The organism is Bacillus sp. ISL-47 (assembly GCF_018613175.1).
Taxonomy (GTDB): domain Bacteria; phylum Bacillota; class Bacilli; order Bacillales; family Cytobacillaceae; genus Cytobacillus.
Genome location: NZ_JAGGQS010000021.1, coordinates 25,668 through 49,283, shown reverse-complemented (window position 1 = coordinate 49,283; position 23,616 = coordinate 25,668). Strand labels below are relative to the sequence as shown.

Below are 23,616 nucleotides of genomic sequence, written 5' to 3'. Positions count from 1 at the left end.
AACTGGATGGTGTGGATATTTCGCATTAGCTGACACACCAAGTAAATTCAAAGAATTTGATGAATGGATTAGAAGAAGACTCCGTATGATTGAATGGAAACAATGGAAGAACCCGAAGACAAGAGTAAGAAAACTTAAGGATCTAGGTGTTCCAGACCAAAAGGCATACGAATGGGGAAACTCCAGAAAGAAATTTTGGAGGATAGCCTCAAGTCCAATCCTACACAAAACCCTCGATAACTCCTACTGGAGTAATCGAGGGCTCAAAAGTCTTTATCAACGATATGAAGTTCTGCGTCACACTTAATTGAACCGCCGTATACCGAACGGTACGTACGGTGGTGTGAGAGGTCGGGGGTTAGTCACCCCCTCCTACTCGATTTAAAGTTTAAAAAATATATAACTTTAGCATTTTTTAAATAAATTGTATAATTCTCTTGTGTGCTATGAATCTATATAAGCAGGTGAAGGATCTTGAAAGTTAAAGTTGGTTTAATAGGAATGGGAGCGGTAGGAGAAAGGATTTTGCGCCAATTTCAGCAGCATGAAGAAATCGAAATTGCGGCTCTATGTGATCGAAACGAAGAACGTTTAAACAAACTTAAAGTTGAGCTACCGGCTGCAGCGATGTATACGGATCATTTGGACCTGCTTCAAGATGAGACGATTGATCTCATCTACTTAGGGGTTCCGCCTAAGTTCCACCACGCAATTGCGATGGATATAATTAGAAGCAGAAAAAATTTGCTATGTGAAAAGCCACTTGCAAATTCGGTTGCGGAAGCGAAGGAAATGTATGAAGCAGCTGAACGCGCCGATATTATCCATGCCATGAACTTTCCTATGGTATATAGCCAGGCCTTTCAGGTATTTAAAGAAAAGATACAAAGTGGAGAGCTGGGAAAAATCAAAAAAATTGAACTTCATTTGCATTTTACCCATTGGCCCCGTTCTTGGCAGAAAAATGAATGGATTTCAAGCAGAGAGCAGGGAGGTTTTATCCGGGAAGTAGCTCCCCACTTTATTCAAATGATACACGAAGTATTTGGGGAGATGGGCGATATTCATTCTTTTGTTGAATATCCTGAGGATGAACATTTGTGCGAAACAAGCTTTATCAGTTCTATGAAGCTCCCGGGGAATATTCCTGTTCTCTTTAACGGAATAGCTGATATTGGTCAGAAAGAGCATCTTTCATTTAAAGTCTTCGGCGACAAAGGAACATTGGATATGTTGAATTGGGGCATTCTTTCACAGAGTACGGCCGCAGACAACGGGGAACCCATCTCACTAGAGGCAGCTGAAAAAAATAGCCTAGCTGAAGAGTTGCTCAAAGCAATTAAAGGTGATTCTGCAAAGCTTGTATCTTTTAAAGAGGGATTTGGGGTTCAGAAAGTATTAGAGGCATTAATAAAGGCGAAATAGAGGCACTTTTGTGTCTCTTTTTTGTTATTTTCCATTTCAATACATTTGTAACGAAATATTCACAGCATTAAAAAGAACGAAGGTGATAAAATTGGTCTAACAAAAGACGAGGAGAGATATTATGGAGGAGCTATTGAAGCAGCTGCTGGAAAGCAACAAAGAGATTAAGAATCAACTGATCCAAATCGATAAAAATGTAAAGATACTTGAACACAGGTTGGACCGACTAGAAAAAGTTGATAGCATTGAACACCGAGTAATGGTTAACCAGATCGATCTTACAGACATAAAAGAAATAGTTGAAAAACTGGATTCTTTCCAAAGAGAAGAAATGAAGGATTTTTTGGAGATTATTAAAGAAACTACTTTAAAGCAAATGTTAAGTGAAGAAATTACTCAAATTCACCAGCGACTTGATGCTCAGTTAACAAAGATAGCTAAGAATGAAGAAGCCATTCTCATGATAGAAGGGAAATCCTCAACGAAAGCAGTCTAAATAATGCACTCAGCAAACCTCTTTAATAGAGGTTTTTATTTTGAAAATTTTTCATAAAAGTATTGCCAAAAAAGGAGTACGGGATTATGATTACTTAAGAATATTTAGTGTGTCGAAATAGAATGATCTATATCGTGAAGGAAGATGACCGATGGCACTGCCGCTTAGTGAAACAAAGCAGAATGAGAAGCTCAGTATCCGAAATGGAATTGCTACAACCATTGTATTAAATATTAGTAATAATTATTTTCCGCTGTTTGCCATCAGTGTGCTTGGGGCAACAAATTTTCAAATAGGGCTGATCAGTTCTTTACCGCAGTTTATAGGCATGTTTGCTATGGTGATAGGATCCCTGATAATAAATCGACTGGAAGAGAAGAAAAGATTCACAGCGTATTCTTTCTTGGCGGCAAGGCTCTTTTTATTCCTCATGTTTTTCATTATGTATTTACCTGCTGAATATAGAGGCTGGACTTTTGTTCTTCTTGTTGGCTTTATGAATCTGCCGGGATCCTTCGCGAATTTGAGCTGGCAGAGTTTTATTGGTGATCTGATCCCTGATGAACGGAGAAGCGGATTCTTTAGCCAACGAAATAAAATCCTTACGATTGTGGGTATGTTTTCAACACTTTTGATAGGTCTTCTTCTCCAGCAATTTGATAAAATAAACCCTTTCCCTTTTCAAGTGTTGTTTATCTCAGCGTTTCTTTTCGGCTTAATAGAAGTTTACTATTTGCTGAAGCATAAAGAAGAGAAAAAGGAAAAGAAGAGTGAGAACAAGCGATTATCCTTGGGGCTGGAGGTTTTTAAGCATAAGCCTTTTCTCTACTTTTTGCTTTGCAGCCTCTTTTTCAACTTTGGCTGGCAAATGGCCTGGTCATTATTTAGCATCTATCAGATTAAATATGCAGGAGCAACAGCACTATGGATCAGTTTATTTACTGTAGCAAACCAGCTCGCGCAAATTGTCAGCTACAAATGGTGGGGGAGAATGGCTGATAAACATAGCAATGCAAAAATGATGGTCCTTGTCTCTGCTGGAATGGCAAGCGCACCTGTTTTAACAATCCTTTCACCGAATATGATCTATCTTGTTTTAGTGAACGGCTTTAGCGGACTGTTTGTGTCTGGTACAGTTCTTATCCTGTTTAACCAGCTATTGGAGGTAACTGAGGAAGAGAAGAGGAGTGTTTTTATTTCCAATTATAATATTTTGCTCGCACTGGTTGCCTTTGTTGCCCCGCAATTCGGCGTCTATCTCCTGGAGCAAACGAGCATCGATATAGCGATGCTCGTATCAACGATACTAAGGGGATCAAGTGCCGGAGTTTTCTTTATATTGTACCTATACTTGAAAAGAAACAAATTGAAAACATTGCCAGCTGCGTTTATTTATGCCAAAAATTTGCCAAAAGGATAGGGTCAATACATATTGTATTGGTTTTTTCTTTTGGCTCTACTAAACTTGACTGTTTATCTCTATTCAAGAGCCCCAGCGAACGGGGGTTCGGGTCCTGTGTTTAAATGGAAATAAAGTATATACTCGAAAAAGTCCCATCACTTCATGTATAATAATGGGGTATAAGTTCTTCAGTGGAGAAGGACTCCATTACATATTATTTATAGATCCAAAGTTGAAAGAGAGTGGGACATATGGGCCGTAAATGGAACAACATTAAAGAAAAAAAAGCTTCAAAGGATGCAAATACAAGTCGTGTTTATTCCAAGTTCGCACTTGAAATTTATGTAGTAGCCAAACAGGGCGAGCCTGATCCTGAAGCAAACCAGGCTTTAAAATTTGTACTTGAGCGTGCAAAAACATATAATGTGCCAAGAAATATCATTGATCGTGCGATTGAAAAAGCTAAGGGCGGAGCAGAAGAAAATTATGACGAGCTTCGTTACGAAGGATTTGGGCCAAGCGGTTCTATGATTATTGTTGATGCGCTGACAAATAACGTAAACCGTACCGCTTCCAATGTACGTGCTGCATTTGGTAAAAATGGCGGGAATATGGGAGTGAGCGGTTCAGTAGCATACATGTTCGATTCAACAGCTGTAATTGGCATTGAAGGCAGATCCGAAGAGGAAGTGCTTGAAATCTTAATGGAAGCAGACGTGGATGCACGTGATATTTTAGAAGAAGATGATACTGTAATCGTCTACGCGGAGCCGGATCAATTTCATGCTATTCAGGAAGCCTTTAAAGAACAAGGCATTACAGAGTTTACGGTTGCAGAATTAACGATGCTTCCTCAAAATGAAGTAACACTGGATTCTGAAGCACAAGCTCAATTCGAAAAGCTGATTGATGCGCTGGAAGATCTGGAAGATGTTCAACGGGTTTACCATAATGTTGACCTAGGTGAATAAGAATTAAGAAAGGAGTCCACATTAAATGGAGGCCACTGAAAAACTTACGTTTTTTATTCTCGAATCTCAGTTCAATACAAAAAAGGCAATTTGCCGTCTGTTTTTTAGACGGTAAATTGCCTTTTTCCGTTTCTCTTTTATTCTTTTTCATTAAGGAGTTTTAGGATTCGCTTGAGATTAACTGCAAATATCGCAGTGGCTCCTTGAATCTCCATCCCAATTAGACCCGCAGATGATGCCGTTTCATACCCGTGTCTATGTTTTAACTCACTATTTTTTGCTTCAATTTTATAACGAGAGCGTGCAAATTCTTTAAACTCTTCACTGTTTTGAAATTTTTCTTGATCCTTGTGTTCGGTGGATTTGATTGAAACAGAATATGTTTTACTTTTTGCCCCCTCTTTATAACAGCCATCACGCAACGGGCATACTTTACATTTTTTTATATCAAAGTAATAAGTGTCACTTTGATTTGCGCCTTGATTTTTCTTGCCAGTTCGCGCTTTACGTATTGCCATGTGACCTGATTTACAAACATACATACCTGCATCCTTATTAAACTCAAACTCGTCTTCTTTCGCTCGTACACCTTGTGTGATTTGAGGATGTAGTTTAGATACTAGTTGAAATTATTCTTTTTTTGCATACTGAATATTATCTTTTTCCGAATAAGCTGTATCACCAATGATTCTATCAATATTCATCCCTGCTTTTTTACTTTTCTCAATTAGGTCTTTTAAGTATTTTCCATCACTTTTCTCTCCAGTAGTAACAACCGCAGCTGTAATAATTCGCTCATCACTCATAGCTAAATGTGTTTTAAATCCAAAGAATGAAGAATCAGCTGTTTTGTGTCCGACTCGCGCATCTGGATCATTTGAAAAGCTTAGTTGTTCTGCATAATCTTCGACAACTTCTTTTAATACATTTAATTTTTCTTTGACAGCCGGAATCTCAGCAATTTGTGGCTTAGTCTCAATAACCGTAATGACTTGACGACAATAATCCAATTCATCGTTTACTTCGTTAGAAGTCGTTTTTGGCGGAAACTTTTCTTTCATTGAATCATCTACTTGATATACTGCTTTACGGACATTTTTTGATTTCTCTTGTAAAAACTCTTTCGGAGTTTTTTGGTTATAACGTGCTTTCGTATGTGTTGCATCCACGATAATTGTTTTACTCTTAATGATCTCTTTTTCTAGAGCTATCTCAACGGTTTTCCCAATTAGCATATCTAATAAACCTACATCTTTTAGACGAAGTTTTCGAAATTTCGTTAATGAACTTGGGTCAATTACAGAATCCTCTGGAGACATATCGAGAAAATATTTAAATGACATATCGTATTTGGAACGTTCCACAACATCTACATCTGACAAATCATAGATTGATTTAAGAAGTAAATATTTGAACATACGAATTGGCGAAATTGCATTACGACCATTTTCAAAACAGTATTTTGTTTTCAATTCTTCAAGAATAAAAGTAAAATCCACAAGGTCATTAATTTTTCGAAGCATATTATCTTTTGGTACAACAATATCGTATAAAGCCATGAATGGGCTGAAGTTGAGAGATTCTTGATTTGAGATCACTTGAATACCACCTACACACTTTTGATAAACATATTATAAAGTAAAAAGGCAGTTGAAAGTTCATTTGATAGAACTTTCAACTGCCTTTTATAAATATTGGACTTTTTCAGTGGCCTCCATTAAATGTGGACTCTTTTTTTGATTAGAAAAAAGGAGTCAATAATATAATTATGTAACCTGCTGTTAATAGGAAAGAAAGAGAAAGGAAATTTTTTATAATACTTGTAAGCTAGCCAAGCACTGTTTAAGTTTAATTCCATTAGCAGAATATTGACTTTATATCAGTGAACTTGACGAAAGCGGTAAGAACCTGTTGATTGAGGTTGATATTTGTCAGATAGCGTATTGCTAGCAACCTCTTTCATATTGCTGCTTGTTAATGTTTTCTTTTTCATGCTGGGTTTCTGAGGTACAAGATTGAATTTGATTTCACTTCAAAAAAATTTACTAGTTTAAACTCTGTATTTTCGGGAAGAAATAATGCGAAAGGAGAGTTTTACACAAATGAATTCATTTAAGATTATTTACACATTCGAAAAAGATGTAACGGTTACTGAATGGATTGAAGCAGAAAATAAATCCGAGGTTATTGGGAAGATTAAGGATCTCGAAGGATTCGTTGAAGTTACTGACTCTGATGATCATTACCACCGCTTTGACTTTGCAGACGTCAAATTAGTGACAATTACTCAATAAAAAAGAAGACCTTTAAATGGCCTTCTCTTTTAAAAGCCCGCATAAATAAGCGGGCTTTTTTATTTTCTCACTAAATCGCCGACAAGTACATATCGCTGTGGTGCATCCCCAACATAATTAAACGGATAGCAAGTTGTAACAGTCAGAGTTGCTCTCGGCTTAGGTACGATGACTGTTCTGTCGTCTGCATCAACTATTCTTACTTTGCGGACTTTGTAGGTAAACTCGCCTGCAGACGTGTTGACTAACAGCAAATCGCCTACTGTTACTTCGCCAAGCTTTCGGAATACTGTATCCCGGTGGCCGGAAAGGACAGAGTTGTCAGCTTCGCCAGGGAGTACACTTCCCGCAAAATGACCGACCCCTTTTTTTAGTTCATCTTCGTTGGTACCATGGAAAATCGGAAGGCTTGCTGATATTTTTGGTATTGACAGCTCGCCAATCTCTTCCCCCGTTGCAGGTCGTAACGGATACAAGGTGGATCCATCTGTTTTCTCTGCCTTTGACATATGCTGATGATTTTGTTGCTCTATAGGTTTCTGATCAATTTGGGCTGTAGTTTGTTCAGCGAAGAAAAAGGGCTGTATATTTGAAAATACAAGCCAAATTCCTATAATAATAACTGCTGAACCAAGAACGGCCTTTAATACAGTCTTATTGTTCACGCAGATTTCACTTTTCGTTTGCGGAAAATGAACGTTCCTAATACAATTAGACCCATTCCGGCAAGAATGCCTTCAGCATAATTGCCAGCAGTATTGGGCAGCTTGCCGCCTTTAACTGTTTTTACACTCTTCGGAGCAGACTTGGCTTTAACTGGTTCCTGTTTTTTAATAACCGTTTCAGCTTGGTTCAAATCGCCTACTGTATCTTCAATCAGCTCCGAACTGAACATATCAGCTGTAATGATCATATCAGCAAGGAATTCTCCTTGTGTATTGAATAGCTCGATCAATAAGTCAAAGCCATTTGTCTCTTCTAATACCATCATTTCCTCTGTTGTTAAATGAATTTTTTCATTGCCTTTAACGAGATAAAACTCTGCATCCAGCTGAAACAGATCCATCATTTCCTGCATAATGCTAATAAGTTCAGCAATTTGTTCTTCGTTCAGTTCCTCAGCACTTTCAAAATCGCCAAACGCCATTAAGCGGCTTTCCAGGTCCATCATTTTATCAAGAAGGGCTGGATCTTCAAAATCCAAAGTCATAAAGTGTGTGATTAATGCTTCAAGTTCTTCGTCAGAAAGGCTGATATCTGCAAGCATTTGAGTCAACTCATCTTCACCTGGCATTTCATCTACACCAAGATAAATAGAAACCATTATATCCAGGTCTTCAATATACTCATAGTTTTCCAAAGCATCTTCGTTTTCCTCAAGGAGTGCGTTTAGTTCTACCATAGTAAGGTCGTAGTCTTCAAGCAGCTGCTGAAGAGTTTCTGCATTAATTTCTGTACCTGTATATGTCAAAAAAGAAGTTGTCGAATCCAAAGCGTCAATATATTTGAAAACGTCACGAACATTTTCATTTGCTTCCATTTCTCCATTTTCAACAAGCATTGCTGTTAATTCTTCCTCATTCTCGAAACCATAGTCAGACAAGAGCTGCTGCAGGTTTTCTTCAGTAATTGGCTCACCCAGGAATTCAATTAAATCTTCCATCGTTTCAAAATCTTCCATATTTACATCCCAAAAATATTCCAGGTGGTCAATTAAACCCTCTTCAGTCCAATTTATTTCCTGTAAAAATGCAGCCAGTTCTTCCTCGTTTGGAGCTGCAAAGCTTACTGCAGGGAACAAGCCGAACAATAGAACAGAAGTTATTAATAATAGTTGCAGTCTTTTCAAAGGTGATTCCTCCGTAAAATTTAATAAATTCCTAGAATAATATAATGTAAAAAATATTTTTCGGATAGAATTGTTCTTCAGAAATTTATCGGATATAATTATAAGTCTTTTTTAATAGGTTATATAGCCTAAGAAATGTGGATTTTCCATGGGTTAAATAATCAGTAGTTGAAGGAAAACCCTCGAAAGTATTGGGAAAATTCCTTTTTATACCTTAGTTTCCTGCATTTAAATAAATAGCTCTTCTCTAAGAGATTGTTGTTTTGATTAAGTTATGATGAATGTGAACTGATAAAAAAGGTTGGTTGATTGTAGCGTAAGGTGCGAGACTCCTACGGGAGTAGCAGGACAGGTGAGACCCCACAGGCGCAGGGCGCCGAGGAGGCTCACCGCCTGCCCCGCGGAAAGCGAGCACCTGGAGCGGAAATCAACCTTAACTCACTGCTTGTTAAAAAGCAACAAAGTTTACGAAAACAGCCAAATAAATAATTTAAATAGGAGAACTCTTGAGAAGCGTACAAACTGCTAATTGGGTTTTCTTAAAAAGCCTGGTTATTAAATGTGAGTGTTCCTAAAAAGAAGGCTATGTTAAAACGCCTTGTTGATTTGACACTATGTTGATAGTGAAAGGTGGCGTATTGGCAGCTCTAAATGAAATTAGACTATTCAGGAGAAACTTTTAAATTTTTCCAAAAAAGAGATTGATTATTAGAATGAATATGTGTAAAATTACACCAAAAGTATAAAATAATTGCATTTCCGATAATTTCTATATTTAAAAGAGGTGATGGAATGGATTCTCAAACTGAAAAATACCATAAAAGCATTTTCCAATTTGAACTGGCAAAACTTAAAGAAAAAGACTATATAACAGATGAACATTTTGAAATCACAATGAATGCTCATAACAAATATTACTATGACCTTAACGAAAAGAGGCAGGAGCATGAGCATACACAGGCTGCTGTCATTAAACAAATAAAAAAGCAGCCTGTCCAGCAGGCGGTTAAACCAAAAAAGAGGTTAACACCAGTCGAAGTCAGGGAAAGAAATATCTCCTGGCTACTGAACATCGGAGTGATTCTTCTCCTGATTGGCGGGCTCTTTGTAGCTACCAGCAACTGGGATACAATGTCCAATTGGATGAAGAGCGGTTCGATTGCTTTTGTTTCGCTGCTTTTCTATGGAATTGCCTATATGTCAAATAAATTATTAAAAATCGAGAGAACATCATTTGCCTTTATTGTTCTCGGCAGCTTATTCTTGCCGATCTTTATTTTATCTGTTGGATGGTTCGAATTGCTTGGGCCGTTTTTTTCCTTTTATGGAGAAGGGCGTTACATACTTGGAGCGGCAGGAAGTTTTCTAGTTGTGCCAATATACAGCATTCTTGCAAAAAAGTTAAGTTCACGCCTATTTGTCTGGTTAGCTTATATTGCCCTTAGTACGAGTGCGGGATATACATTGGCAGCATTCGAGCTTGAAAAAGATGGCTTCTATTTAGGCCTCATGCTATTTAATGCTTTGCTTGCAGCTTTCTATCATAAAATTAAAAACCGTGAAGACTTAAAGCTGTTTTCAAAAGAGCTTGTTTATTTTGCCCAAATTAATTTGGTTCTGTCTACAATTTTGATGCTCGCTTTCTTTAATAGCCATGTTTTTTACAGCGTCAATATTTTAGTAACTGCAGCTATCTATTTATCAATGGTCTATGTTACTGGTAAAAAGGAATTCCACTTTGTGTTTAGCTTATTATTTGTGTATGGTGCCTACCAGCTTATTGAGCATTCCGTTTTAGTTGTGGCTGCTCCGGTATTCTATGCGCTGGTTGGAACAGGTTTTCTGTTAGTGCCGAGGGTTATGGATCATCATGATTCTTGGGAAAAAGTGTTCAGGGTCACGAGTTCAATTGTCTCAATCCTGGCGTTTCTCTATATTTCGGTTGAAGGCATATTACTTAGGATGAATGAACCGTCTGCTGCATTGCTTTTGGCGTATATTATGATTGCGGTACAGTTTATTTATTTGGCAAAAGTGATGGCTAATAGACTTTTTGCGTATCTGGCTCCTATTTTTATAGCTTCTGCACTATTTGAGATTATGCTCATGCTGGATCGGGCAATTGATTTTAAGAATTTTATTCTTCCAGTGTTCTTTATCGGTTTTGTGCTTTTTATTAGCATGGGATATTTAGTGAAGCATCATATGCTAAAAGTCATCGAGTCAAGCTCACGCGATGTTGGGAATAGTATTATGGTGTTTTCCATATTGGTCGCTATAGGTCTGTTGGATTGGATGGCAGCGGGAACCATGCTTTTAATCTTTAGTTTTGTTTTGTTCCTGATTAAAAATGTTGAAAAAAGAAACTTTTATACGGATGCAGCTCCATGGGCCATCCCATTAACGATCGGGTTCTCCTTTATGTTCTTTGGAGAAGAATTGCGGGAGAGCAATCGTTTTTATCATGATTCACTGGGAATGGCTATGAATACGGTTTTGGCAAGTGCTGTTCTTTTGCTATTCACTTATCTTTTAAAAATGAAGAAGAAACCCGCTGCCAGCCATGCTTTTTTCATCGCACAGGGCTTTTATTCCATTTCGATATTCACAGCAATTGTATTGCCAATCAATGGTGTTTGGATGAGGCCGGCAGTGCTGATAGGCGGTGTGGCTATGTATCTGGCACTATATTATGTGATCAAACAAAAATGGGTACCGTTTATTGCGGCAGCGGTTTCTTTGCTTGCGTATTTCTCTATCATTAACAGTTTAAATCTTAAGGGGGTAAATGATGAATATTTTAATTGGATTCAGTTCCCGCTAGGTGCATTCATCCTGCTGGCTAATGCTTATTTCTTACTGAAAAGAGATTCAGTATTGGCAAATGGCTTATCATGGGTGGGACATGTATACCTGCCTTTCGGATTGTTTCTGACACTCTTCATATATAGAGAAAATAGCCTTTTGAGTTTTCTTGGCGCTTTGGCCGTGTATTGGATCAGTTCGAAAGTTTCCCGAAAAGAGTGGAAAGTGAAAGGCTTCTTATATAGCGCGTTCCTTGCACTTTTCATGGCGGTTTTGACTGGAATGTATCATATTTGGGATGGTGAGTACAGTGAGTTTGCTTCCTTGCTGGTAAGCTGTATTATTTTTGCATTTTGGCTCAATGCAGACCAAGCTGATAAACAGAGAAGTATTTTATTTCTTATTCCTTGGTCAATTGTCGGCATTTTGGCATTTCTTTCAGCTTATCCATTTGGGTGGGTTCCCTATGTCGTTTCTGTTTTATATGCAGCAGGATTAATTGCTTACTTACATAGGTTGAAATTAGATATATTGTCAGGATTTCCGCTGTTTTTAATTTTAATTGGGACAATGAAATTCCTGTATATCAATCAAATATCACCTGAGGTTAAGATTCTTACAGCAGCTGGGTTCGGTCTGACCCTAGCGCTTATCGGTAAAACCATTTACTATCGGATTTTATCATTCGAAGGCAATAGGAAACAGGTAGACAGCCAAACCTTTATAGCCTTTCTATTCATCCTTTCAATCTATCTTTTCCCTGCAGTTTCTTTATGGGCTAAAGTAATTCCAGGCTTATTAATTAGTATGCTTATTTTTTGGCAGCGTAAGAGAATACCTTCCACTCATTCCTGGGTGGCGAAATTGCTTTCAGGTGTTGTCCTTTTGGAACCTTACTATACATTCCTGAGAAATATAGAGATTTCTGCACTAATAACAAGAGAACTTTATGTGCTGCCATGGATTGCGCTAATTATATTTACAAGAAAAATTTTCAAAGGGAGATATGGCAAGCTTACAAATAGGCTGCAATGGGCTGTTCTTATCATTGTTTCATTGCTGCTCGTACAGGATGGGCTTGCAAGCAACACTGTTTATGATGCGCTGATAGTCGGCACGCTTTCGCTGTTTTCCATGCTGGCAGGGACTTTCTTCCGAATAAAAGCATATTTCTTTGTCGGTTCAGGAGTACTTTTGCTAAACGTACTGCTTCAGACAAGACCATATTGGGGCAACCTCCCTTGGTGGGCTTATCTCTTAATTGCCGGCTCGCTTCTCATCACTGTCGCAAGTTATAACGAATGGCAGAAACAAAAAACAGCAAAAGGAGAAGAGACTTTTATTTCACTTTGGAAGAATAATATTATAAGGAAATTGAAGGAATGGCAATAAAATTTGATGAACCGAGGAGCGTCGGACCGCCCGTGTTCGCTGAGTCCCCGGAGCGAAATGAATAGGCCAATTTATAGAGCTATTGTCTTGGAAAAAAGAGGGTGCCCAGTGCTACTTATGGGACACCCTCTTTTTCTTTATAAAACAAGTATTAATTAATATTATTTTCCAAGGAATCTTGAAACGGAACCCTTTACATTCTTGTAAGCATTTTTTTGCTTTTCGTTCAAAGAATTGCTCCGTTTAACTGAAAAAATAAATTAGTAAATTTTCTGAAAATAAGTTGACTTTTTCCTATTTACACGGTATCTTTGTGTTAAATATATGACACGTATTATATATAACGATATATAAACGTTATATAAACGTGTTATCTTGAAATGATCATTTTCTGGGAGGTTTTGGCTTGATTCTGCATGATATTGAAACGGAAAGCCGCGATCTTATAGAGGAATTGCAGTTGAACCGGCTCAAGCAGACAGCAGAGAGAGTATTTAACAAAGTACCTTTTTATCGGAAAAAGTTTTTGGAAAGTAATATTGCGCCTGAGAATATTAACAGCCTGGAGGATATTCGGAAGCTGCCCTTTACCGTTAAAGCAGATTTGCGTGGACATTACCCATTCGGGCTTTTTGCCGTGGATAAGAAGGAGATTGTCCGGGTTCATGCTTCCTCTGGAACAAGCGGTAAGCCGACTGTTGTTGGGTATACACGCAATGATATCGAGATGTGGGGGAAACTTGTTGCCAGAGCGATCGCAATTGGTGGTGGAAAGCCGGGACAGATCTTGCATAATGCTTACGGGTATGGATTGTTTACCGGGGGGCTTGGGCTCCACTATGGGAGTGAACTGCTTGGAATGGCCACTGTCCCTGTATCTGGCGGTAATACCGACAGGCAGATTATGCTAATACGGGACTTTGAGCCCGAGGTTATTTGCGGAACGCCATCGTATATATTGAATTTGGCTGAAAAGATGGAAGAAAAGGGTTTGGATCCTTCAAAAACTTCTTTAAAGTTCGGCATTATTGGTGCCGAACCATGGTCGGAGGAGATGCGGCTTACGTTAGAAAAAAAACTGGGCATTAAAGCATGCGATATTTATGGGCTAAGTGAAGTGTTGGGACCAGGAGTATCCATGGAGTGCCACGAAGCACAGGATGGATTGCATATAGCCGAAGATCATTTTTTCGCCGAGGTTATTGATCCGGTAAAAATGAAACCGCTTCCGAACGGTGAGGAGGGTGAATTGGTTTTCACCAGCTTAACAAAGGAAGCTTTTCCTGTGATTCGCTACCGAACAGGTGATATTGCCTCCCTTTCAAAAGAGAAGTGCAGCTGCGGAAGAACTACGATTCGCATGAGCAGGGTAAAAGGCCGGATTGACGATATGCTGAATGTAAATGGCGTGAATATATTTCCTTCCGAAATTGAGCATTGTCTTTTGCAGATTCCGGAGCTTGCCCCTCATTACCAGATTCATTTACTGCAAAAAGGAAGCCTCAAGTCGCTGGAGCTTCATGCAGAATGGAGCGAAGGCTCTTTCAAGGAAATGACAGACGCCGATTTGATAAAAAGGAAGATTAAGCATGCTTTGAAGCAGCATTGTTTCATAACCATTCAGCTTGAAGTCCATCCGCCAAAAACCTTGCCAAGGTCAGAAGGCAAAGCTGTAAGGGTAGTGGATCGAACGAAGGAAAATGCAGTTATTTAAATAGGGCTTGTAAAATTGGCAACAAACCAGGGGGTGAACCTTTTGTCTGAAGTAATTTCTTATCAGGAATGGACTGAGGAACAAAAATATGAGCATTTTATGAGGCGTATCGAAGCAGGCGAAAAAATTGAAGCGGATGACTGGATGCCTGAAGATTACCGGCTGACATTAATTAAGTTGATTTCCATGCACGGAATCAGTGAAATTATGGGGGCACTGCCGGAAAAAGAATGGGTGCCGAAAGCTCCCTCTTTAAAACGCAAGCTTGGAATTATGGCAAAGGTACAGGATGAGATGGGGCATGGGCAGCTGCTGCTCCGTGTGGCAGAGGACTTAATGAAGCCGCTCGGGAAGACGCGTGAGGACATCATGCAGGATCTTTTCAGCGGCAGGCTTAAGTTCCACAACGTCTTTCATATGGAGGCGCCTACATGGGGTGATGCTGGATTGATTGGGTGGCTGGTTGACGGTGCGGCCATCATTACGCAGACCAATATGCTTAATGCCTCGTATGGTCCTTATGCCCGTGCACTTAAAAGAATTTGTGCTGAGGAAGTATTCCATGCCCAGCATGGAGAAGCGATTATCATGGCGTTAGCAGAAGGGACCGATGAGCAAAGAGTCATGGTCCAAGAGGCTGTGAATCGCTGGTGGGAGGCTTTGCTAATGTTCTTTGGACCGGGAGATGCTTCCACAACAGGCACCTCCAAGCAGGATACAACGATCAAATATAAAATCCGGACAAAGACGAACGAAGAACTAAGGCAGGATTTCTTTACAAAGTATATTCCGCGTGTTCTCTCGCTCGGCCTAACCGTTCCTGATGAAACGATGCATTTCGATCAGCAACTGAATCTTTGGGTCTATAAACAGCCGGACTGGAACAAATTTAAGGAAATTATTAAAAATAATGGACCGAAATCAAAGGAGCGCCTCGGTCTGCGCCAAACTGCTTATGATACAAACGAATGGGTGCGCGATGCTCTTAATACAGCAAAATAACCGGATCAGATTGGGGGGAACGTTTTGGGGAGCGAAGGATTTTATCAGGAATTTGAAGTGTTCAGCAAAAGAACAGATACCTCTCCTCTGCAGTATCAATTTTCGCTGCTGGCGCCAAATCGGGAGCTTGCCCTTGTCATGGCACAGGAAAATTTTATGAGGAGAGAACCGGTCGCAGACATTTGGGTGGTTAAACGGTCCGATGTAAGGAAAATGACTCCGGAGGAAAAGCAATCACTCATGCGGCTGGATAATAAAGAATATCGGACTACAAAAGGGTACGGCTACTTGAAAAAGAAGTGGCGCCACTATGAACAGGAAATGCTCGACGAAAAAGAAATCTTATCATGGGGAGGGATGAAGAAAAGTGAATAAACATGAGAATATGCCAGTCAATCCCGCTATGAAATCAGCTCTGACATCTTTATTGTACCAGCTTGCTGATGATGACTTCATCCTTGCCTACCGCGGTTCTGAATGGCTTGGCCTAGCCCCGCATATTGAGGAAGATGTGGCTTTCTCATCCATCAGCCAGGACACCATGGGCCACGCCGCGATGTTTTATCAGCTCCTTGAGGATCAAGGAGAAGGAAATGTAGACAGCCTTGCCCATGGACGGAAAGCGTCCGAGCGTAAAAATGCCGTTTTGCTGGAAATGGTAAATGGCCCGGGGCATTACTTATCCACAGCTCAATACGACTGGGCCTTCGCTGTTGTAAGAAACTATTTTTACGTACAGGCCAAGAAGGTCCGAATGGACTCATTGAAAAATTCATCGTATCAGCCGTTAGCCGATGTGGCATTAAAGGTAAATATGGAGCTTTACTATCATCTCCTTCACTGGAAAACCTGGTTTGTTCAGCTCATGCAGGCAGGCGGTGAAGCAAGGCCGAGAATGGAAGCTGCAATCAAAAAGGTTCTTGGCGAATTTGAAGGAGTGCTTACGTTAGGACCGCTCGGGAATGAAATAGCAGAGCAAGGTCTGATTGAAGCTGAAGAGAGATTAATACAGCGCTGGCTCTTTATGATTAAGCCTGTCTTTGAATCTGTAAATCTATCGGTATCTGAGTCTGATTTTGCGATGAAAAATGGAAATGGCCGCAAAGGGGAACATACAGCTGACCTTGATGCCGCTTTATCCACTTTAAGTGAAGTGTATAACGTAGATCCGGCTGCAAGCTGGTAAGTTTTTTAAAGGGATGATGAATATGGAGCAAATTCAAGTATTGGAAAAAGCAGCTTTAGAAGCGCTTCATAATGTGAAGGATCCTGAAATAGACTCTATTTCAATTGTTGATTTGGGTATGGTTGAGCATTTGAAGGTGGAGGGAAATGCAATCATGGCGGAGCTTCTGCCCACTTTTATGGGCTGCCCTGCGCTGGACATTATTCGGAAGAGTGTAGAAGCCGAATTAGGAAAGCTTGGTATCTTTGAGAAAATAGAAGTCCAATTTATCTATCATCCGCCATGGACCTCTGATCGGGTTACAAAAAAGGGAAGAATCCAGCTAAAAGAATTCGGTATTGCCCCGCCGCCTGAATGGATCAGCGAAACCGGGGAATGGCATGTAGAGTGCCCTTTTTGCGGGTCGGCCTACACGACGATGGATAATCTCTTCGGGCCGACTGCATGCCGCAGTATTTTGTACTGTAAATCCTGCCGGAACCCATTTGAGGCAATGAAGCCTGTTTCGACAATGATGTAGGAAAGGGAAAACCCTATATTGTCTAGATTGCCGTCAGACCAACAAGTGACGCATAAATTTCAAAAGTGGCACATACCTGGGGAAAAGTGACGCATAAAATCGGAAAGTAATGCAAATATCGGAAAAATAGTTTCGGAACTTTGAAAAGTGAAGCATATTCCCGGGAGATGCTTCGGAAAACGCTCTCTCGGCATAGATTTTTCCGCCACTATCAGTAAAATTGGGCCTAATGTAGATAAATTTCAGTTCATGCTAGATAAATCTTCAAAAATGCAATATAAAACAAGCAAGGTGCCAGTATTATTCAATAATGTGTTAGATAAACCAAAAGACATGTTAGACAACTCCTGGAGATTTAGTTCAAAACTAAATTCTTTCGTGATCAAAGCCATATCACATATCAATTCATCTCCAGGAATACTATTAACAGAACAAACCAAATAAAAAAAACGAGAGGAAGTTGACCAAATGGTAAAATTAATCGCGCTTTATAAACACCCTGAAAATAAGGAGGCATTTGATGACCATTATTTTAATACGCATGCGCCAATCACAGCCAAAATTCCGGGTCTTCGCAAAATGGAAGTTACAAAAATTGTTGGCAGTCCTATGGGGGGCGAAGGGAAGTACTATTTGATGTGTGAAATGTATTATGACAGCCATGAAGCACTGCAAACTGCTATGAGGACAGACGAAGGAAAGGCATCAGGCAAGGATGCCATGAAGTTTGCAGGTGATTTGATCACCCTTATGATTGGTGAGGAAGTAGATGAGTAAAACCTATGAATATATTGAAATATCAAAGCAAGACAAGCTTGGATTAATCGCTTTGAACCGGCCGAAAGTTCTCAATGCCATCAACCGGCCGATGGTATCAGAAATTCTTGATGCCATGGAAGACTTTGAGACAGACAGCGGAATACGTGCCATCGTTTTGAGCGGTAAAGGCAGGGCTTTTGCAGCCGGTGCTGATATTGATGAGATGGCTAGTGATAATGCCATTGATTTTGAGCTTCGCAACCAATTCAAGGATTGGGACCGCCTTGCCATGATCAAGAAACCGATCATCGGTGCTGTGCAGGGCTTCGCACTTGGCGGAGGCTTTGAGCTTGCTTTATGCTGTGACTTACTTTATGCGGCTGATGATGCCGAATTCGGTTTTCCGGAAGTAAATCTGGGTGTCATGCCCGGTGCTGGGGGTACACAGAGGCTTACGAAGCTAGTTGGTAAAACGAAGGCCATGGAATGGCTTTTTACAGGCAAAAGGATATCTGCCCGCGAAGCGCTTCACCACGGCATCGTCAACCAGCTGATTTCCAAGGAACTTCTCATGGAGGAGACCATGAAAGCGGCTGAACAAATTGCCAATCAGGCGCCGATCTCCATTCGCCTTATAAAAGAAGCTGTCCTCAAAGCTGTCGACACACCGTTAAATGAAGGAATGGAATTTGAACGTAAGAACTTCTATCTTTTATTTTCTACTGAAGATCAAAAAGAAGGTATGCAGGCCTTTATTGAAAAACGCAAGCCTTATTTTAAAGGGAAGTAAAGGGGGTGTACATAGCACATGTTCGAAACAGTCAAATATGAAGTGGAAAATGGTGTAGCTTGGATCACTCTAAATCGACCTGATAAATTGAATGCGTTTACTGAGCAGGTAAATAAAGAAGTTCAACAGTCAATTAAGCAGGCAAGCAGAGATAAGGAGGTCCGTTGCCTCGTCATCACGGGTGAAGGCCGCGCCTTTTGCTCAGGCCAGGACCTTGAAGGTGTAAATGAGAATATGGATCATGGGCAGGTACTCCGAAATTTTTATAACCCAATGGTAATGGAGCTGCATAAATGCGAAAAGCCGGTAGTTGCCGCAGTAAACGGTGTTGCTGCTGGAGCCGGAATGAGCCTGGCATTGGCATGCGATTTTCGCCTTCTTTCTGAAAAAGCTAGCTTTATAGAAGCTTTTATCCATGTAGGATTAGTGCCAGATGCAGGGAATCTGTATTACCTGCCAAAGCTGGTTGGCCATGCAAAAGCAATGGAACTCGCCGTACTTGGTGAAAAAATATCTGCACAGGAAGCAAAGGAGTACGGCCTCGCTACAAAGGTGATTCCCCTGGAACAATGGCATGATGAGGTTGCAGCATTTGCTGAGAGAATAGCCAAAATGCCGACAGCTGCAATCGGCCTCATAAAAAAGAATTTGAAGGCAAGCTGGGAATCTACCTTGGAAGAGAGCCTGGAACGGGACGCCCAGGGGCAGCGAATTGCTGGCCTTACCCTTGACCATAAAGAAGGTGTCAAGGCTTTTATGGAAAAACGCAAGCCTGTTTTTCAAGGAAAGTAAAAAAATCTGCCGGACAGCCATGGAAGGGCACCGGCAATCAATCAGCAAAATAATTGCCCGTTAATATGTTCTGATTTACGAGCATCTCGTTTCGGGTGCTCGTCTTTTTTATAATTCCGAAAGGGGGCTTTCAATTGAAAAATCTTGTCGTAATTGGTTCTGGGGTAATGGGTCGCGGCATTGCCTATGTCAGTGCGGTGGGAGGATTTAAAACCACTCTTGTTGATATCAGCCAGGAACAATTAGCAAATGCGGAAAAAGATATTAATAGCATATTTGAAAAAGGGCTAGCCCGAAATAAGATAACTTTTACGGAAATGGAAGAGAGCAAAAGCCGTCTTCAGTATTCAATAAGCCTCGCCCAGAATGTGAAAGAGGCAGATCTTGTGATTGAAGCGGTGCCTGAAATTATGGATATTAAGAAAAATATTTTTGAAGTAATTGATCAGCATGCTCCTGAGGACTGCTGCTTTGCAACCAATACTTCCACAATGAGCCCGACGGAGATTGGGTCATATACAAAACGGCCTGAAAAAGTAATTGCCATGCACTTTTTTAACCCTGTCCATAAAATGCCACTGGTGGAAATCATTAGAGGGCTGGAAACAAGTGATGAAACAGCCGCAGTAATCAAGAGAGCTGCTGAGCAAATGGGAAAAGAAACGGTTGTAATCAATGAGTTTCCGGGATTCGTGACAAGCAGGATCAGTGCGCTTGTCGGAAATGAGGCATTTTATATGCTTCAGGAAGGTGTAGGTACACCTGAGGAAATTGATAAAGCCATTAAGCTAGGGTTAAATTACCCGATGGGACCATTTGAGCTGGGGGATCTTGTCGGGCTGGATACCCGTTTGAATAACCTTAAATATCTCCACAGCAAGCTGGGGGAAAAATATCGTCCTGCACCGCTTCTGGAGCAGTATGTGAAGGCTGGCAGGCTCGGCCGCAAATCAGGCAGAGGCGTATACGATTATTCCGCCAAGGAGGAAGTTATACAATGAGAGAAGTGGTTATAGTAGATGCAGTCAGGACACCGATCGGGCGATATAAAGGGGCATTAAAGAATAATCGTCCCGATGATTTGGGTGCCCTGGTCATCAAAGCGCTGCTTGAGCGAAATCCAAATGTAGATCCTCAGGAAATCGAAGAGGTCATTTTTGGAAATGCGAACCAGGCCGGAGAGGATAACCGCAATGTCGCCAGAATGTCAGCGCTTCTCGCAGGTTTGCCAGTTGAGGTAGCAGCTTCCACCGTTAACCGTTTGTGCGGTTCAGGGCTGGATGCGGTAAATTATGCTGCGCGAGCTATATTAGCTGGGGAAGGCGATATTTTTATTGCAGGGGGTACTGAGAGCATGACCCGGGCGCCATTCGTCATGGCCAAACCGAACAGCGAATTTCCAAGAGGCAATATGGAAATGTACGACACAACGATTGGCTGGCGTTTTACAAATAGTAAATTGGAAGAAATGTATGGAGCGGAAAGCATGCCTGAAACAGCAGAAAATGTTGCTGAAAGGTTTGGTATAACGCGTGAGGAGCAGGACCATTTTGCGCTCGAGAGCCAGATGAAAGCAAAGATGGCATTGGAAAAAGGTCTTTTTAAGGATGAAATCATACCTGTCACGTATAAGGATAGAAAAGGCAAGGAAATCACTATAAGCCAGGATGAGCATCCGCGCCCGGAAACAACCTATGAAAAACTCGCAGGGTTAAAGCCGATTTTTAAGGGAGGTACGGTAACGGCTGGCAATGCTTCAGGAGTAAATGATGGTGCATCAGCCTTGCTGCTGATGTCTGCCGAGAAATCGAGGAAACTAGGACTGGCTCCCCTGGGGAAATACATCGTTTCGGCAACAGCAGGATTGGAACCATCAATTATGGGAGTCGGTCCTGTTTTTTCAACAAGGAAAGCACTGAATAGAGCCGGGCTTAAAATGGAGGATATTGATTTAACAGAACTGAATGAGGCATTTGCTTCCCAATCAATTGCCTGCATTAAAGAGCTTGAAGCAGATCCTAACCAGGTAAATGTGAATGGAGGAGCAATTGCTTTTGGTCATCCGCTGGGAGCAAGCGGCGCGAGGATCCTGACGACTCTTTTACATGAAATGAAAAGGCGGGACTCAAAATATGGCCTTGCCACCATGTGTGTGGGTGTCGGCCAGGGGATCTCAACCATTGTCAAACGTGTTGAAAACTAGTTGCACAAAACCATAGAGGACTTGCTTCTCTATGGTTTTTTATACAGAGGACAACAAAATATTTAGTATTCCGAAAAAATATTTTTCAAAATCATATAAATTTAGTACAATTGTTATATAACGTATTTTTTCCGTGCAACTCTCTAAATGAAATGAGGATGGAAGCAAGTTGAATACAAGGTCAATGATTTTCACACTTTATGGAGATTATATTTCACACTATGGAAGTAAAATCTGGATTGGCAGCCTGATCAGGCTCTTGAGCGAATTTGGACATAATGACCAGTCTGTCAGGGCGGCCATTTCGAGAATGAATAAGCAAGGGTGGGTACAGGCTGAAAAGATCGGCAATAAAAGCTATTACTCTTTAACACCAAGAGGCCAGAAGAGAATTGAGGAAGCAGCAAAGCGTATTTTTAAATTAAAGCCGGAGGAATGGGATGGCCAATGGCGGATTTTAATGTATACGATTCCGGAAGAAATCCGGAATGTACGGGATGAACTGCGTAAGGAGCTAGTATGGAGCGGTTTTGGTTCCATGTCCAGCAGCTGTTGGATTTCTGCGAATAACCTGGAGAAGCAAGTGTTTGATCTGATTGAGAAATACAATATTGCCAATTATGTAGATTTCTTCATTGCCAGATATGCAGGTCCCCATAAAAATATTGAAATTGTCGAAAAAAGCTGGAATCTGCAGGAAATTAATGACCGATACCAAGAGTTTATTTCAGAGTACAGCCAAAAATATATAATTGATAAAAATAAAATACAAAGAGGCAATATGAGTGATGCTGAATGCTTTGTAGAAAGAACAAAGCTAGTCCATGAGTACAGGAAGTTCCTCTTTGTTGATCCGGGGCTTCCGGAGGAACTTCTTCCTGACAAGTGGCTTGGCAGCCATGCGGCTGCTTTGTTCAGTGATTATTATAAGGAACTGGCGGAACCGGCTTCACGATTTTTCGAAAATGTATTTAAGGAAGGGAATGAACTGAAAAACAGGGATGCTGATTATGACGTTCTAAACCATCCGTATATGGTCGAGTAATGAAGAGCCATCATGTTGCCTAAAGGGGACGGATGGCTTTTAACTTTTTTATTAACTAGAAAAGCTATAGAGGAATGAATGCACAGTAAAAGATTTTAACAAGTTGCTTATGTTATAATTTGTAATCAAAAGAAATAAGGTGGAATGACTATGAATAATGCAATCGGCAGCTTGCCGGATAAAATATCTGCTTTAAATGCCCTTAACAGCATAGGAGAAAATATCTTGATTGCTGATAAGGATTACAAAATTAGATGGATGAATTCATGTGCGGCCAAACTTTTATCCCATGTAGCACCATTATTCGGCCTTTCGGCTGCTGAAGAGATATTGGGAGCGAATATGGATCAATTTCATCAACAGCCTAAATATCAGCAAAGGATTATGAAGCAGCTTTCTGGAAGCCACCGTGCCCGGATTACAATTAAAAACCGGTTTGTTACTGACATTGTCATTACTCCGATAAATGATGAAGAAGGCCTTCTGCAAGGATATGTGGTTATGCTGATGGATGTTACCACAAAAGCTGAGGAAGACAAAGAAAAAGAGAAATTGATTCAGGCTTTATCCATTCCAATGATTACAATATGGGAGAAGACCATTGCACTTCCATTGATTGGAAAGTTTGATAAAGAGCGGGCTGATAAAGTTATTGAGTCGGTTTTGAAGGAATGTACTTCAAATGGCATCCAGCATGTTTTAATTGATGTGAGCGGTTTATATGAATTCGAAAATGAAACGAAGGATGAGCTGCAAAAATTGAACGATTGCCTGCGACTCATTGGGACGAACTGTGTAATTGTTGGCATAACTCCCAAACTGGCTATGACAGCAGGAGACATCAGCAATTCCATTCTAACATTCCAGACCGCTTATGCAGGTTTGCAATATATCATTAAGTCACAGTGAAAGCCAGGTCTTCTAAAAAAGCTTGGCTTTTTATGCGTTTAAGTAAATAGCATGAAATCGTT

At 40.5% G+C, this 23,616-nt stretch carries 21 protein-coding genes and 1 pseudogene; 19 read left to right on the top strand and 3 right to left on the bottom strand.

Annotated elements, in window-relative coordinates; genetic code table 11:
- From J7I93_RS08475 to J7I93_RS08455, 5 genes are all read left to right on the top strand, one after another.
- Positions 1 to 307: group II intron maturase-specific domain-containing protein (locus J7I93_RS08475; protein WP_285289068.1), on the top strand; the 307-nt coding region annotated here is incomplete at its 5' end.
- 167 nt (positions 308 to 474) lie between these two features.
- The gene (locus J7I93_RS08470; protein ID WP_214988012.1) at positions 475 to 1,425 is read left to right on the top strand and encodes a Gfo/Idh/MocA family protein; all 951 of its coding nucleotides are present in this window, start codon (positions 475 to 477) and stop codon (positions 1,423 to 1,425) included.
- Positions 1,426 to 1,546: 121 nt separating this feature from the next.
- Positions 1,547 to 1,921 carry a hypothetical protein gene (locus tag J7I93_RS08465; RefSeq protein ID WP_214725210.1) on the top strand — a complete coding sequence of 125 codons (375 nt, stop codon included), beginning with the start codon at positions 1,547 to 1,549 and terminating at the stop codon, positions 1,919 to 1,921.
- Positions 1,922 to 2,072: 151 nt separating this feature from the next.
- Complete coding sequence (locus tag J7I93_RS08460; protein WP_214725208.1) at positions 2,073 to 3,341, top strand: MFS transporter; 1,269 nt, start codon at positions 2,073 to 2,075, stop codon at positions 3,339 to 3,341.
- Between the two features lie 233 nt (positions 3,342 to 3,574).
- Positions 3,575 to 4,294 (top strand): YebC/PmpR family DNA-binding transcriptional regulator, encoded by a 720-nt coding sequence (locus J7I93_RS08455; RefSeq protein ID WP_214725206.1) that lies wholly within the window; start codon positions 3,575 to 3,577, stop codon positions 4,292 to 4,294.
- Between the two features lie 137 nt (positions 4,295 to 4,431).
- Here J7I93_RS08455 and J7I93_RS08450 read toward each other — a convergent pair.
- A pseudogene (locus J7I93_RS08450) lies at positions 4,432 to 5,892 on the bottom strand (IS1182 family transposase).
- Positions 5,893 to 6,396: 504 nt separating this feature from the next.
- On the opposite strand from J7I93_RS08450, the gene J7I93_RS08445 reads away from it, so the two are divergent.
- On the top strand, positions 6,397 to 6,588 hold the full coding sequence (locus J7I93_RS08445) for a hypothetical protein (RefSeq protein WP_214725204.1): 192 nt from the start codon (positions 6,397 to 6,399) through the stop codon (positions 6,586 to 6,588).
- Positions 6,589 to 6,647: 59 nt separating this feature from the next.
- Here J7I93_RS08445 and J7I93_RS25515 read toward each other — a convergent pair whose 3' ends face one another.
- Together J7I93_RS25515 and J7I93_RS08435 are read right to left on the bottom strand one after the other, a co-directional pair.
- On the bottom strand, positions 6,648 to 7,253 hold the full coding sequence (locus J7I93_RS25515; RefSeq protein WP_214725202.1) for a class D sortase: 606 nt from the start codon (positions 7,251 to 7,253) through the stop codon (positions 6,648 to 6,650).
- On the bottom strand, positions 7,250 to 8,437 hold the full coding sequence (locus tag J7I93_RS08435) for a processed acidic surface protein (RefSeq protein WP_214725200.1): 1,188 nt from the start codon (positions 8,435 to 8,437) through the stop codon (positions 7,250 to 7,252). The genes J7I93_RS25515 and J7I93_RS08435 overlap by 4 nt, the downstream gene beginning before the upstream one ends.
- 792 nt (positions 8,438 to 9,229) lie before the next feature.
- Between J7I93_RS08435 and J7I93_RS08430 the strand changes: the two genes are divergently transcribed.
- The 13 genes from J7I93_RS08430 to J7I93_RS08370 all read left to right on the top strand — a co-directional run bounded on the left by J7I93_RS08430 (position 9,230) and on the right by J7I93_RS08370 (position 23,554).
- Positions 9,230 to 12,634, top strand: a complete 3,405-nt coding sequence (locus J7I93_RS08430) for an SCO7613 C-terminal domain-containing membrane protein (RefSeq protein ID WP_214725198.1) — start codon at positions 9,230 to 9,232, stop codon at positions 12,632 to 12,634.
- 406 nt (positions 12,635 to 13,040) lie between these two features.
- On the top strand, positions 13,041 to 14,348 hold the full coding sequence (locus J7I93_RS08425) for a phenylacetate--CoA ligase family protein (protein ID WP_214725195.1): 1,308 nt from the start codon (positions 13,041 to 13,043) through the stop codon (positions 14,346 to 14,348).
- A gap of 99 nt (positions 14,349 to 14,447) precedes the next feature.
- Positions 14,448 to 15,350 carry a 1,2-phenylacetyl-CoA epoxidase subunit PaaA gene (gene paaA / locus J7I93_RS08420; RefSeq protein WP_483297129.1) on the top strand — a complete coding sequence of 301 codons (903 nt, stop codon included), beginning with the start codon at positions 14,448 to 14,450 and terminating at the stop codon, positions 15,348 to 15,350.
- 24 nt (positions 15,351 to 15,374) lie between these two features.
- Positions 15,375 to 15,725, top strand: coding sequence for a 1,2-phenylacetyl-CoA epoxidase subunit PaaB (gene paaB, locus J7I93_RS08415; RefSeq protein ID WP_214725191.1), 351 nt, complete (start codon positions 15,375 to 15,377; stop codon positions 15,723 to 15,725).
- A gap of 10 nt (positions 15,726 to 15,735) precedes the next feature.
- Positions 15,736 to 16,536 carry a 1,2-phenylacetyl-CoA epoxidase subunit PaaC gene (gene paaC / locus J7I93_RS08410; protein WP_214725214.1) on the top strand — a complete coding sequence of 267 codons (801 nt, stop codon included), beginning with the start codon at positions 15,736 to 15,738 and terminating at the stop codon, positions 16,534 to 16,536.
- 22 nt (positions 16,537 to 16,558) lie between these two features.
- Positions 16,559 to 17,056 carry a 1,2-phenylacetyl-CoA epoxidase subunit PaaD gene (gene paaD / locus J7I93_RS08405; protein WP_214725189.1) on the top strand — a complete coding sequence of 166 codons (498 nt, stop codon included), beginning with the start codon at positions 16,559 to 16,561 and terminating at the stop codon, positions 17,054 to 17,056.
- A 468-nt stretch (positions 17,057 to 17,524) separates the two neighbouring features.
- Complete coding sequence (locus J7I93_RS08400; protein WP_110066431.1) at positions 17,525 to 17,833, top strand: EthD family reductase; 309 nt, start codon at positions 17,525 to 17,527, stop codon at positions 17,831 to 17,833.
- Entirely contained in the window at positions 17,826 to 18,605 is a 780-nt protein-coding gene (locus J7I93_RS08395; protein WP_214725187.1) for an enoyl-CoA hydratase-related protein, read from the top strand. Before J7I93_RS08400 ends, J7I93_RS08395 begins: the two co-directional genes overlap by 8 nt.
- Before the next feature lie 18 nt (positions 18,606 to 18,623).
- Positions 18,624 to 19,397 carry an enoyl-CoA hydratase-related protein gene (locus J7I93_RS08390; protein ID WP_214725185.1) on the top strand — a complete coding sequence of 258 codons (774 nt, stop codon included), beginning with the start codon at positions 18,624 to 18,626 and terminating at the stop codon, positions 19,395 to 19,397.
- Between the two features lie 134 nt (positions 19,398 to 19,531).
- Positions 19,532 to 20,398 (top strand): 3-hydroxyacyl-CoA dehydrogenase, encoded by an 867-nt coding sequence (locus J7I93_RS08385; RefSeq protein WP_214725183.1) that lies wholly within the window; start codon positions 19,532 to 19,534, stop codon positions 20,396 to 20,398.
- Positions 20,395 to 21,600, top strand: coding sequence for an acetyl-CoA C-acyltransferase (locus J7I93_RS08380; RefSeq protein ID WP_214725181.1), 1,206 nt, complete (start codon positions 20,395 to 20,397; stop codon positions 21,598 to 21,600). Before J7I93_RS08385 ends, J7I93_RS08380 begins: the two co-directional genes overlap by 4 nt.
- A gap of 169 nt (positions 21,601 to 21,769) precedes the next feature.
- Positions 21,770 to 22,645 carry a phenylacetic acid degradation operon negative regulatory protein PaaX gene (gene paaX / locus J7I93_RS08375; RefSeq protein WP_214725179.1) on the top strand — a complete coding sequence of 292 codons (876 nt, stop codon included), beginning with the start codon at positions 21,770 to 21,772 and terminating at the stop codon, positions 22,643 to 22,645.
- A gap of 150 nt (positions 22,646 to 22,795) precedes the next feature.
- On the top strand, positions 22,796 to 23,554 hold the full coding sequence (locus J7I93_RS08370) for a PAS domain-containing protein (RefSeq protein ID WP_214988009.1): 759 nt from the start codon (positions 22,796 to 22,798) through the stop codon (positions 23,552 to 23,554).
- Positions 23,555 to 23,616 lie beyond the last annotated feature (62 nt).